The following is an 11,293-nucleotide window of genomic DNA, read 5'->3' as shown; positions in this document are numbered from 1 at the left end:
CGATCTTACTTACGCAGACCCAGCTTCTGGATGAGCGAGTTGTACCGCGCCACATCCTTCTTCTTCAGGTAGTCCAGCAGCGAGCGGCGCTTGTTGACCATGGCCAGCAGACCGCGACGCGAGTGGTTGTCCTTGTGGTGTGCCTTGAAGTGCTCGGTCAGGTTCTTGATGCGCTCCGTCAGGATCGCGACCTGAACTTCCGGGCTGCCCGTATCGCCAGTGGCGCGGGCGTTGTCCGTGATGATATCCAGCTTCTTCTCAGGGGTAACCGACATAACTTCTACTCCGCGACATCCGAAAGATTGAAACCCCGGGAAACGCGGACGCTGCCGTCCGTAATCTCTACCAGTGCCACAGGGACGGTGCCCTGACATGCGCAGTAGAGCCCGTCTGCCTGGGGCATTCCGGCGAGAACGCGGCCCTGTCGGACCGCCCTTGCCTGCTCCGGGTCGAGGTCGATGGCCGGGATGTCGTCCAGCCCCGCCTCCAGCGGCAAGAGTACGTGTTCAAGAGGCGCGCCCTTACCCACATCGTTCAATTTGTCCAGCGAAATCGCCTGCGATAGGTCGAACGGCCCGGCCTTGGTCCGCCGCAGCATAGTTACGGTGCCGCAGCTTCCCAGCGCCTGCGCGATGTCGCGCGCCAGACTGCGAATGTAGGTGCCCTTGGATACGTGCGCCATCAGCGTAGCCCCGTCCGCCGGGTCGAACCGCTCCAGCCGCAGGTCATGGATGGTGACTTCGCGCGCCTTGAGCGTCACGTCCACCCCCGCGCGCGCCAGATCGTATGCCCGCGCGCCATCCACCTTCAGCGCGGAATAGGCAGGCGGCACTTGTGCGATCGGCCCGGTGAAGCGGGCCAGCACCGCTTCCACCTGTTCGCGCGTCGGCCGCACGTCGCTGGTGGCGATCACCGCGCCTTCCAGATCAAGGGTGTCGGTCTCCTCTCCGAACCGCACGGTAAAGGCATAGGCCTTGCTGGCATCGAGCATCCGCCCGGTCAGCTTGGTCGCCTCGCCCAGCGCGATCGGAAGGACGCCGGAGGCCAGCGGGTCCAGCGTACCGCCGTGGCCCACTTTCACCTTCTTGCCATAGCCCGCCTCACGCAGGTTGCGCTTTACCGCGGCCACCGCCTGGGTGGAGCCAAGGCCGACCGGCTTGTCGAGAATGATCCAGCCATGCGGCATCAGCTTGCGTCCTGCGGCCAGGCCAGCGTGCGGGCATGGCGGGCGACGGCGGTGGGCCACAGCACGCACAAGGCGTCGAAATTGTCGCGGTCCCCGGCGTACAGCGCGCGGATCGCCTCTTGATAACCGGGGCGGTCGCCGGCCATCACGGTGAGGAAATTGCACGCCGCATCCAGGCATTCGCGCTGGCTGCGCCCGGCCCGCATCGCCCCCTCCACCAGCTTGCGCAAGGTGACCGACGCGCCGCCCGGCTGCCGCGCCAGCCATTCCCAGTGCCGGGGCATCAGGGTGATTTCGCGAGCCTCCACGCCAAGCGCGGGCCGGCCACGCGGGCGCGGCGCGGCGGGAGCGTCCAGTTCAAGATCCACCTGCCGGCCGGTCTCATCGTCGAACGCCAGCAGATCAGCGCTCCGGGCCAGCGGAGCGAGATCGCGCAGGGCAGCGGCAAAATCCGCCGGCTGCCCCCGCGCGATCACATCGTCTTTATAGAACACGGTAACCGACACAGCGCACTCCGACACAATCAGGAGCCCGCACATATTGATCCGGGTAAAACTGTCAATCTATCCGGATTCAATTATCCGTCATTTGCCTCTGGTTTTTACCGGCGGACCAGACACCCTTTCGAACGACGTGAAAGGATAATGCTGCCCGCCGACCTCAATAGCGCCGAAACGGTCCAGCGTGCCGATCGGGCCGGCATCAATGCCGATGTGCTCGGCGAACGGCAGGTTGAAGGCGCGGCCCATCAGCGTGGCGCGATACCAGTGGCGCTGCTGGTCCTCGAAATAGACCGTATGGTCCCCCTGCGCGCGCCAGTCCTGCACTCCGCCGTGGTCGGCGAACGGGATCGCGGCGGCGGAGGGGTTGTGCGCGGAGGCTGGCGGGATCGCGGCCAGCAGGGCAAGGGCCACAGCGGCAAGGGACAAAGTCAGGCTTTTCATGTCCGGTCCTTCTTCACAATCTCCCTTCCATCAAAGCCGAATGTAGGAAGCGGAAAACTGGCCGCCAACGGTCGGGACACTTTGTTACAGGTGCGCCCTCACCGGCCCAGCGCAGCGCTGAAATGGCGGCGGCACAGCGCCACGTAGCGATCGTTGCCGCCGATCTCGGTCTGCGCGCCGTGGCTCACCGCGCGGCCTTCGCCATCCACCCGCAAGTTCATCGAAGCCTTGCGCCCGCAGTGGCACACCGCTTTCAGCTCCACCAGCGTATCGGCAATGCCCAGCAGCACGCCGGCGCCGGGAAACAGCACGCCGCGAAAATCGGTGCGCAGGCCGTAGCACAGCACGGGTATCCCCGCCTTGTCGGCGATATCGGCGCATTGCCATGCCTGTTCCGGCGTCAGAAACTGCGCCTCGTCCACCATCACGCACGAGAGCGGGTCCGCGGCGTGCGCCCCGCGCACCTGGTCCAGCAGGTTGGTCTGCGCGGTAAACCGGTGCGCGGTGGCGTGCAGGCCGATGCGGCTTTCGATCGCGTGATCGTCGCCCAGCCGCGCGCTGCGATCGTCGATCGCGGCGGTCCACAGCATCGTGCGCATGCCGCGCTCACGGTAATTGAAGTCCGCCTGCAGCAGCGTGGTCGATTTGCCGGCGTTCATGCTGGCATAATAGAAGTAGAGCTTGGCCATCCATACTGGGGATAACACCGCGAAACCGCCCATGCACGGATAACGACGGGGTTCTCCCCGACGATATTGCTCCTAAGAATCAAGCTGGCACAAGAACCTGGGAGCGTAACCGGCCATGACAAGACTGATCGCGGCACTGATCGCCTTCGCGGTCCCCGCTGCGCTGGCCGTCTATCTGCTCATCGCCCCGCTGGGCGGTGGCTGGCAGATGCTGGACGGGCTGGCCGCCGGCATCCTGGCGACGCTGGGCACGGTGGGCGGCGTGGCCACGCTAGTGGTGCTGGGCATCGCGCTGGCACTGATCGCCATGCTGATCGCCGGACGCGGCGGGGCGCGCGATCCGCTGCTGCTGGACGCATCGCAGGAAGTGCCGTTCGAAGCGGACGACACCGCGCCGCCCCTGCCCTGGACCCCGGAGCCCGAAGCGCCCGCACCGCTGCCGCCGCCCGGCGCCGTGCTGCTGGCGCGCAAGCCGCGTGAACGCGCGCGGGACTGGTTCGGCGATACCAGCTGGTTCGGTGGCCTGCCGCGCCTTGGCCCGCAGCCCTGGCCGTGTGACGATGCCGGCACCCCGCTTCCGTTCGTCGCGCAGATAGACCTGGCAGACCTGGCCCGCGCGCAGCCCGCCTCGCCGCTGCCGTCCTCCGGCTCGCTGGCGTTTTTCCTGGGCACGGGCGCAGTGGTGGCGGTGCCGCCGGGCAGCCACGATTTCGCCGACCCGCCTTACGGCCTACCCGCCGCGTATGACGAGGGTGGTACGGTGCTGCCGGTCCGGCCCGGACGGTCAAGCCGCTGGTTCTTCCCGTTCTGGCCGGTAGATCTGATCGCGCAGGACGCTTTCGGCAATCACGCGGCGGCGCGTGATCATCCGTTTTACGCTGCCGGGGTGGGCGAGCCGGTGCAGGCCTTGTGGTGGCACGGCGTGTTCCATCTGGCGGACCGGCTGCACGATGCGCTGGACGATTCCGATCGCCCGCTTGCGCTCTATCAGGAGGCCATCGTGCGCCAGCACGCCACGCTGGCCCGCCTCAGGCTGGACCCGCAGGCCCAGCCCTACGCCGCCGAAGATGCGCAGGAGGAGCTTGACGCGCTGGAGGCCGATCTGGAAACCCTGCGCGCGCAATGCGCCGCGCTGCCGGACATGGTGCTGGCGGTGGACGGCTTCGTTGCCGGGCGCGATCCGTGGACGGCGCTGTTGCCCGAGGAGCGCGACGTGGTGGCCGATCTGCTGTCCGAAATCCACGAGCAGTATGGCGAACTGGTGCGGAGCCATGTGCCCGGAACCATCGCCCAGCTTGCCACCCTGTCGCTGCGTGTGATGATGTCCGGCCCGCCTGACGTGTTCGCGGCCATGCCCACCGACATGCTGCTGCGCATCAACCGCGAATACCTGCTGCCCCCGGCAATCCCCCATCGCCTGTTCGGCCTAGCAGAGGGGGACGATCTGCTGCTGCTGGAACTGGGCTATGATGACATGATGGAGTGGAACTGGTCGGAAAATGGCGCATTCCGCTTCACCATCGATGCGCGAGCCGCCGCCGCCGGGCACTGGAGCGCGGCGCGGCTGGCCTTCGTGGAAGACCCCGCGATCGCAGGTTAATCCGCCGCCGCGGCCCCGCCATTCGCAGGCTCGGCGCTGTCGTCCGCGCGCGCATCAAGGTCGCGCCTCACGCGCGGATCGTTGAGCAGCGCGTCGATGCGGCTCGCCTCGTCGAAGGTCTCGTCCGGCATGAAGCGCACTTTGGCGGCGAATTTCATCTTGAGCCGCTGCGCCACTTCGCGCTGGAAGAACGCGGTGTGCGTGCGCATCGCCTTGAGCACCGCCTCCTCGTCCTGCCCCAGCAGCGATTTCACGTAAACCGTCGCCTGGCGCAAGTCCGGCGTCATGCGCACTTGCGTAACCGACACGGAGTGGCTGCTCAGCGTATCGTCATGCACCTGCTGACGGGTCAGAATTTCGGAAATGACGTGGCGCACCTGCTCGCCCACCTTGAGAAGGCGGACGGAGTGCTGCTCGGGGGTTGTCTGGTTTTTTGCCATCGTTCTTCAGTCCAAATAGGGCGGCTGCGACAATTTGCCACAAACTGATACGCCTCCGGGGGCTTGTGCCCGCGTTATCCGGTGTGAAACGAGCCGTCAAAGGAGTGTATTGATGAAGACGTTTACCGCCGCCCTTCTCGCCGCCGCCACGTTGAGCCCGATCTTGGCCGCGCCCGCCATGGCGCAGATGTCCCAGCAGCGCGACGACCGTGACCACCGCAACGATCGGGGCGACGATAATCGCCGTGGCGACAACGCGGGACGGGGCAACGATCGCCGCGATAACGCCGGCGCATCGCGCGGCTACCGCTCGTTCGCTAAGGGCCAGAAGTTCGACAGCCGCTATGCGCGCAATTACCAGGTCGTGGATTATCGCAAGTATCGCGGCGTGAAGGCACCGCCGCGCGGCTACCGCTACGTGCGCTCGGGCAACGACCTGTTGCTGGTGGGCGTGACCAGCAACGTGGTCGCCGCCGTGACCTCGGGCATGTTCCGCTAAACGCCTGATTTCGTTAAGCGCCTGAACTGACAGGCCCGACTTGGGGGTGGCCGCTCTGATGGCTCGGGCGGCCGCCCCTTTTGCGTTCCGGGCAAACCTCACATCTTGGCCGCGATCCGCGCCAGCGAGCGGACGTTGCGCGCGGTGCCCCGACACCCCAGCCGCCGCTCGATAAAGGCGTTGCTCAGCTTGGATGCTCCCACCCCGTCGACGTAATCGATATACAGGCAGCGCGGCCCGATCGCCAGTTTCTCCGGCCCGCGTCCGCTGTGGTCTGCCGCCAGCCGGGCGAAGTGCGCGGGATCCGGCTCGCGCTCCAGAAACAGCGTGTGCACCAGATTGTCCTGCCCGATCCCGGTGAACGGATTGTCGTCCACTGCCGCGCGCACCTGCTCCCGGTTGCGCACGGCAGCAAAGGTGCGCATGTCGAAACGCTCCAGCATCATGTGCGCGAACAGGTCTTCCAGGCCATCGGTGGGCCGCTCGTCGAAATCGAACAGCACGTTGCCGCTGGCCACCACGGTCTCCACGTTCTCGAACTCCTCGCGCTCGAACGCGTAGCGCAGGTCCGCCATCGTCAGGCGGTTGCCGCCCACGTTGATGGATGCGAAAAAAGCACAGTAGCGGGTCATGTCGGTATCCCCGAAAATAAGTGGCCCAAAACACAGGGCCTGAAAACCGTCACGGCCACCGCCGGATCGCTCCGACGATGGCCGCTGGCATGCCGTGACGGCGAAGCGCCGGGTTTAGCCGACGGTACGCTCGCGCTCGCTGACCTCGAACACTTCCAGGTGATCGCCCGGCTTGATGTCGTTGGTATCGGCCAGCACCACGCCGCATTCCATCCCTGCGCGCACTTCGTCCACATCGTCCTTGAAGCGGCGCAGCGACTGGATGGTCGTGCGGCTGACGATGACGTCGTTGCGGGTGAGACGCGCGTTGATGCCCTTGCGGATGAACCCTTCGACCACCAGCAGACCGGCAGCCTTGTCCTTCTTGCCGGCAGGGAACACCTGCTTGACCTCGGCGCGGCCAACCACGGTTTCGATCCGCTCCGGCCCCCAGATGCCGGCCATCTGCTTGGCGACTTCGGCGGTCAGCTCATAGATGATGTCGTAATACATCATCGGCGTCTTGGTCTTTTGCAGTTGCTCGCGCGCCTTGGCGTTGGGACGCACGTTGAAGCCCACGATCGGCGCGCCACTGGCCGCAGCCAATGTCACGTCGGATTCGGTGATCGCGCCCACCCCGGAGCTGAGGATGCGCACCTTGATCTCGTCGTTCGACAGGTTGTTGAGCGCGGCATTGATCGCCTCGACCGAGCCTTGCACGTCGCCCTTGATCACCACCGGATATTCGATGACGCTGGCCTTGGCGGCAAGCGCGGAGAACATCGTGTCGATGTTGGTCGGCGCAGTTGCGGTGCGCTTGGCGGTGGCCTGCTCCTGGCGATAGACCGACACTTCGCGGGCACGCTGCTCGCTGTCCACCACCGAAAGCATGTCACCGGCCATCGGCACGCCGCCGATACCCAGCACTTCCACCGGCATCGCCGGGGGCGCTTCCTTAATCTGGCGGCCCTTGTCGTCGAGCATGGCGCGCACGCGCCCGCTCTCGGTGCCGACCACCAGAATGTCGCCGACCCGCAGGGTGCCGCGATTGACCAGGACGGTGGCGAGCGGACCCTTGCCCTTGTCGAGCTTGGCCTCGATCACCGTCGCCTCGGCCTCGCGGTCGGGGTTGGCCTTCAGCTCCATCAGCTCGGCCTGCAGCAGGATCTTTTCGATCAGATCGTCCAGACCCTTGCCGGTCTTGGCCGATACTTCCACGTCCTGCACGTCGCCCGACATTTCCTCGACCACGATCGAGTGTTCCAGCAGGCGCTCACGCACTTTCTGGGCATTGGCTTCGGGCTTGTCGATCTTGTTGATCGCCACGATCATCGGCACGCCAGCGGCCTTGGTGTGGTTGATGGCCTCCACCGTCTGCGGCATGATGCCGTCGTCAGCGGCTACCACCAGCACCACGATGTCGGTGACGTTGGCGCCGCGCATGCGCATCTGCGTGAACGCGGCGTGGCCCGGCGTATCGAGGAAGGTGACGAGATCGCCGCCCTTCGTCTTGATCTGATACGCACCCATATGCTGGGTGATGCCGCCCGCCTCGCCGCGCACCACATCGGTGCCGCGCAGCGCATCGAGCAGGCTGGTCTTGCCGTGATCGACGTGGCCCATGATCGTAACCACCGGCGGACGCGTCTTGAGCGTGGCGTCGGCATCGACGTCGGTCGAGGCATCGATGTCCACGTCGCTTTCCGACACGCGCTGGATGTTGTGGCCGAATTCCTCGACCAGCAGCTCCGCAGTATCCTGGTCGATCGCCTGATTGACGGTGACCATCATGCCCATCTTGAACAGCGACTTGACGAGGTCGGCAGCCTTTTCGGCCATGCGGTTCGCCAGTTCGGCCACTGTGATGGCTTCTGGCACCACGACGTCGCGGACCTGCTTTTCACGCTGCTGCGACTTGCCTCCGTGCGAACGGCGTTCCTTTTCGCGGGCCCGCTTGAGCGCGGCAAGCGAACGCGCGCGCGCGCCTTCATCGTCGTTGAGCGCGCGGCTGACGGTCAGCTTGCCATCGCGGCGGCGATCGCCGCCGCCCTTGGCGTTGCGGTCGGTCTGCGGGCCGGGACGGGGCGCTGCAACGGTGCCCTTCTTGGCCGCATCGGGCTTGCGCGCGCCGCCAGTGCCAGCCGACGAGGCCGTATCGGCAGTGTCCGCCGCAGCGGCAGCGGTGTTGGCTGCCGGGGCGGGCGCAGGCTCGGGGCGGCGGATTTCCGGCCGGGCCACTGGGGTGAACCGGCGCGGCGCCGGCACCGGCGTTGCCACGGCTGCAGGCTCGGGAGCCGCTGCCGCAGCAGGCGCGGAGGCCTGCGGTGCGTCTGCGGACGATGCCGGGGCGTCGGCAGCGGGCGCTTCGGCTGAAACGGCAGGAGCAGGCGTTTCTGCCGGCGCTTCGACCGCTGCCGGGGTGGCATCGGCAACCGGTTCGGCAGCCGGAGCGGGTGCAACGGCGGGCTCCGACGCGGCGGGCTCGGGCTGCTCGGGCTGCGCGGGTTCCGATTGTACCGGTTCAGGTGCAGCAGCCGGCGCAGCGGCTTCCTGGGCGCGGGCGCGTTCTTCCTCGATCGCGCGCAGGCGGGCTTCCTGCTCGCGGCGGGTCGCTTCCTCCAGCATCTGCTGGCGGGCTTCCTCGGCGTCGCGCTGCATGCGCGCAACACGCTCCTGCGGCGTTTCGTTCGAAGGCGGCGCACGGCGGGCGACAAGCGCCTCTGCCGGGCGCGGCGCGGGAGCCGCTGCGGGCGCAGGCGCGGCGGCAGCGGGTGCAGCCGGCGCGTCGGGCGCGGCCTCACCTGGCTTGCCGATAAGTTTGCGGCGCTTCACCTCGACCACCACCTTGTTGGTGCGGCCGTGGCTGAAGGTCTGCTTGACCTCACCCGCTTCCACCGAGCGCTTAAGCCCAAGCGGCTTGCGGCCCAGGGTCGGTTTGTTGTCGGTCTCGCTCATATTTCTCGTCTTAGCCCTTCGGTCAATTCGTCGTGACGGACGCGGCCGGGGCCGCTCCGTGCTCATCATCCATGCCGGTCGTGCCGTCTTGCCGGCTGGAGACCTGCCCCTGGAAATGCAGAAGGCGCTGCAGCTGCGATTCGACTCGCTGAGCCGCTCCGCTGTCGTTCAGCGCCAGATGAACGACGTTGTCGCGGCCCAATGCCACAGACAGCGTGTCCCGGTCCAGTGGCAAGCGCACACCGCGCAAGCCGCTGCCTTCTTCTTCCCGACCGACCCGCCAGGCCTGATCGAGCTTGCGCGCACCATCTTCGCGGGCGTCAGACGCATGGGCCAGCCATTCGACTTTCCCTTCGCGAGCATTCTGCGCGATCCGGTCCGATCCCATCAGCAGCCTGCCCGATTTCAGTTCGAGGCCGATGCGGTCGGTCAACGCGCGCACAAGCGCCGCTTCGATGCGATCAGCAAGATCGTCGGGAATGGTAAGCGCGGCGCCCTTGTAGGCCCGTGCCAGCGCACCCTTTAACTTGTGCTTCTGAATGGCTTTTTCAAGTTCGTCGCGCGAAACGCCGATCCACGCGCCGCGCCCGGGGGCACGCGCGTGGACATCGGGAAGAACCATCCCGTCCGGCGAAATCGCTAGCCGGATGAATTCGTCGCGCGCGGCTTTCCCGCCGGAGAGGATGCAGGTCCGCTCCGCCGGGCTACCGTCGATCTCGGCGCTTACGCGATCATTGCGAGGATTCCGCATTGGCGGCCTCCTCGAGTTCGGGCTCGGCCGCCGGTTCTTCGTCGAACCAGTGGGCACGTGCGGCCATGATGATCTCGTTGCCCTGCTCTTCGTTCAGGCCATAATCGCCCAGCACGCCGCCCTTGTCCTCATCGCGCGAGGCACGGCGATTGACGGTGCCATCGCGGCGGCGCTGTTCGGTGCGCTTCTTGGCGATCAGTTCGTCGGTGGCAAGATCGGCCAGATCGTCGAGCGTCTTGATGCCAGCCTTGCCCAGCGTGACCAGCATGGCCTCGGTAAGGTGCGGCAGGTCCGCCAGCGCATCTTCTACGCCCAGCGCACGGCGGGCTTCGCGGTTGCCTTCTTCGCGGCGGTCCAGCGCTTCCTGCGCGCGGCTTTGCAGCTCCTCGCCCAGTTCCTCGTCGAACCCTTCGATCGCGGCCAGTTCGGCCAGATCGATATAGGCCACTTCTTCCAGCTCGCTGAAGCCTTCGGCTACCAGCAGCTGCGACAGCGTCTCGTCGACATCGAGTTCCTCCTCGAACATCTTGGAGCGCTCGACGAATTCCTTCTGGCGCTTCTCCGAGGATTCAGCCTCGGTCATGATGTCGATCTGCGAGCCGGTCAGCTGGCTGGCCAGACGCACGTTCTGGCCGCGGCGGCCGATCGCCAGTGACAGCTGATCGTCGGGCACCACCACCTCGATGCGGCTTTCCTCCTCGTCGATGACGACGCGGCTGACGGTGGCGGGCTGGAGCGCGTTGACCACGAACGTGGCGGTGTCCTCGCTCCAGGGGATGATGTCGATCTTCTCGCCCTGCATTTCCTGCACGACGGCCTGCACGCGGCTGCCCTTCATGCCGACGCACGCGCCGACCGGGTCGATCGAATGATCGTGGCTGATGACGCCGATCTTGGCGCGCGAGCCCGGATCGCGGGCGGCGGCCTTGATCTCGATCACGCCGTCGTAGATTTCCGGCACTTCCTGCGCGAACAGCTTCTTCATGAAATCAGGATGCGCGCGGGACAGAAAGATCTGCGGGCCACGGTTCTGGCGCTCCACCCGCAGCACCAGCGCCCGCACGCGCTCACCCACACGGGCCGCTTCGCGCGGGATCTGCTGATCGCGGCGGATCACGCCCTCGGCGCGGCCCAGGTTGACGATCACGTGCCCGAACTCGACCGACTTGATCACGCCGGTAATCACTTCGCCGGCGCGATCCTTGAATTCCTCGAACTGGCGATCGCGCTCGGCATCGCGGACCTTCTGGAAGATCACCTGCTTGGCGGACTGCGCATCGATGCGGCCCAGGTCCACCGGCGGCAGCGGATCGACGATGAAATCGCCGACCTTGGCGTCCTTCTGGATTTTTTCGGCCTGCTTGAGATCGACCTGCTTGAAGTAGTCCTCAACCTCCTCGACCACCTCGACGACGCGCCACAGACGCAAATCGCCGGTGCGCGGATCGAGTTTGGCGCGGATGTCGTTCTCGGCGCCGTAACGGTTGCGGGCCGACTTCTGGATGGCTTCTTCCATCGCTTCGATGACGATCGACTTGTCGATCATCTTCTCCGTCGCGACGGCGTTGGCGATCGCGAGCAGCTCGGCGCGGTTGGCGGAAATCGCACTGGCCATGGC

12 protein-coding genes are annotated in these 11,293 nt (G+C 66.3%); 2 read left to right on the top strand and 10 right to left on the bottom strand.

Annotation, left to right across the window (positions count from 1 at the left end; genetic code table 11):
* Positions 1–5: 5 nt before the first annotated feature.
* The 5 genes from rpsO to ASE49_RS02960 all read right to left on the bottom strand — a co-directional run bounded on the left by rpsO (position 6) and on the right by ASE49_RS02960 (position 2,819).
* Complete coding sequence (gene rpsO / locus ASE49_RS02980; protein WP_007686026.1) at positions 6–275, bottom strand: 30S ribosomal protein S15; 270 nt, start codon at positions 273–275, stop codon at positions 6–8.
* Positions 276–280: 5 nt separating this feature from the next.
* Positions 281–1,186, bottom strand: a complete 906-nt coding sequence (gene truB / locus ASE49_RS02975) for a tRNA pseudouridine(55) synthase TruB (protein ID WP_056768575.1) — start codon at positions 1,184–1,186, stop codon at positions 281–283.
* Positions 1,186–1,692, bottom strand: coding sequence for a DUF2239 family protein (locus tag ASE49_RS02970; protein WP_235522799.1), 507 nt, complete (start codon positions 1,690–1,692; stop codon positions 1,186–1,188). The genes truB and ASE49_RS02970 overlap by 1 nt, the downstream gene beginning before the upstream one ends.
* 78 nt (positions 1,693–1,770) lie before the next feature.
* On the bottom strand, positions 1,771–2,130 hold the full coding sequence (locus tag ASE49_RS02965; RefSeq protein WP_056768573.1) for a DUF6491 family protein: 360 nt from the start codon (positions 2,128–2,130) through the stop codon (positions 1,771–1,773).
* A gap of 98 nt (positions 2,131–2,228) precedes the next feature.
* Complete coding sequence (locus ASE49_RS02960; protein ID WP_056768572.1) at positions 2,229–2,819, bottom strand: thymidine kinase; 591 nt, start codon at positions 2,817–2,819, stop codon at positions 2,229–2,231.
* Positions 2,820–2,934: 115 nt separating this feature from the next.
* Between ASE49_RS02960 and ASE49_RS02955 the strand changes: the two genes are divergently transcribed.
* Positions 2,935–4,419, top strand: coding sequence for a DUF1963 domain-containing protein (locus ASE49_RS02955; RefSeq protein ID WP_056768571.1), 1,485 nt, complete (start codon positions 2,935–2,937; stop codon positions 4,417–4,419).
* Here ASE49_RS02955 and rbfA read toward each other — a convergent pair.
* The gene (gene rbfA, locus ASE49_RS02950) at positions 4,416–4,859 is read right to left on the bottom strand and encodes a 30S ribosome-binding factor RbfA (protein ID WP_056768570.1); all 444 of its coding nucleotides are present in this window, start codon (positions 4,857–4,859) and stop codon (positions 4,416–4,418) included. The two genes, ASE49_RS02955 and rbfA, sit on opposite strands and share 4 nt — an antisense overlap.
* Positions 4,860–4,971: 112 nt before the next feature.
* Here rbfA and ASE49_RS02945 point away from each other — a divergent pair, with 112 nt between their 5' ends.
* On the top strand, positions 4,972–5,358 hold the full coding sequence (locus ASE49_RS02945; RefSeq protein WP_056768569.1) for an RcnB family protein: 387 nt from the start codon (positions 4,972–4,974) through the stop codon (positions 5,356–5,358).
* Between the two features lie 98 nt (positions 5,359–5,456).
* Here ASE49_RS02945 and ASE49_RS02940 read toward each other — a convergent pair whose 3' ends face one another.
* The 4 genes from ASE49_RS02940 to nusA all read right to left on the bottom strand — a co-directional run bounded on the left by ASE49_RS02940 (position 5,457) and on the right by nusA (position 11,290).
* Complete coding sequence (locus ASE49_RS02940) at positions 5,457–5,990, bottom strand: DUF1697 domain-containing protein (RefSeq protein WP_056768568.1); 534 nt, start codon at positions 5,988–5,990, stop codon at positions 5,457–5,459.
* Positions 5,991–6,104: 114 nt separating this feature from the next.
* Positions 6,105–8,924, bottom strand: coding sequence for a translation initiation factor IF-2 (gene infB, locus ASE49_RS02935; RefSeq protein ID WP_056768567.1), 2,820 nt, complete (start codon positions 8,922–8,924; stop codon positions 6,105–6,107).
* 22 nt (positions 8,925–8,946) lie between these two features.
* Positions 8,947–9,675 (bottom strand): DUF448 domain-containing protein, encoded by a 729-nt coding sequence (locus ASE49_RS02930; protein WP_056768566.1) that lies wholly within the window; start codon positions 9,673–9,675, stop codon positions 8,947–8,949.
* On the bottom strand, positions 9,656–11,290 hold the full coding sequence (nusA, locus tag ASE49_RS02925; RefSeq protein WP_056768565.1) for a transcription termination factor NusA: 1,635 nt from the start codon (positions 11,288–11,290) through the stop codon (positions 9,656–9,658). The genes ASE49_RS02930 and nusA overlap by 20 nt, the downstream gene beginning before the upstream one ends.
* Between the last annotated feature and the right edge of the window lie 3 nt (positions 11,291–11,293).

The organism is Novosphingobium sp. Leaf2 (assembly GCF_001421325.1).
In the GTDB taxonomy this organism is placed as follows: domain Bacteria; phylum Pseudomonadota; class Alphaproteobacteria; order Sphingomonadales; family Sphingomonadaceae; genus Novosphingobium.
This window is presented reverse-complemented; position numbering and strand designations above follow the sequence as displayed.

What these genes read in the sequence shown, in the direction of transcription:
- rbfA (WP_056768570.1), bottom strand. Translation starts at nt 4,859, where the DNA reads ATGGCAAAAAACCAGACAACCCCCGAGCAGCACTCCGTCCGCCTTCTC.
- ASE49_RS02945 (WP_056768569.1), top strand. Translation starts at nt 4,972, where the DNA reads ATGAAGACGTTTACCGCCGCCCTTCTCGCCGCCGCCACGTTGAGCCCG.
- ASE49_RS02960 (WP_056768572.1), bottom strand. Translation starts at nt 2,819, where the DNA reads ATGGCCAAGCTCTACTTCTATTATGCCAGCATGAACGCCGGCAAATCG.
- truB (WP_056768575.1), bottom strand. Translation starts at nt 1,186, where the DNA reads ATGCCGCATGGCTGGATCATTCTCGACAAGCCGGTCGGCCTTGGCTCC.
- rpsO (WP_007686026.1), bottom strand. Translation starts at nt 275, where the DNA reads ATGTCGGTTACCCCTGAGAAGAAGCTGGATATCATCACGGACAACGCC.
- ASE49_RS02930 (WP_056768566.1), bottom strand. Translation starts at nt 9,675, where the DNA reads ATGCGGAATCCTCGCAATGATCGCGTAAGCGCCGAGATCGACGGTAGC.
- infB (WP_056768567.1), bottom strand. Translation starts at nt 8,924, where the DNA reads ATGAGCGAGACCGACAACAAACCGACCCTGGGCCGCAAGCCGCTTGGG.
- ASE49_RS02940 (WP_056768568.1), bottom strand. Translation starts at nt 5,990, where the DNA reads ATGACCCGCTACTGTGCTTTTTTCGCATCCATCAACGTGGGCGGCAAC.
- ASE49_RS02965 (WP_056768573.1), bottom strand. Translation starts at nt 2,130, where the DNA reads ATGAAAAGCCTGACTTTGTCCCTTGCCGCTGTGGCCCTTGCCCTGCTG.
- nusA (WP_056768565.1), bottom strand. Translation starts at nt 11,290, where the DNA reads ATGGCCAGTGCGATTTCCGCCAACCGCGCCGAGCTGCTCGCGATCGCC.
- ASE49_RS02955 (WP_056768571.1), top strand. Translation starts at nt 2,935, where the DNA reads ATGACAAGACTGATCGCGGCACTGATCGCCTTCGCGGTCCCCGCTGCG.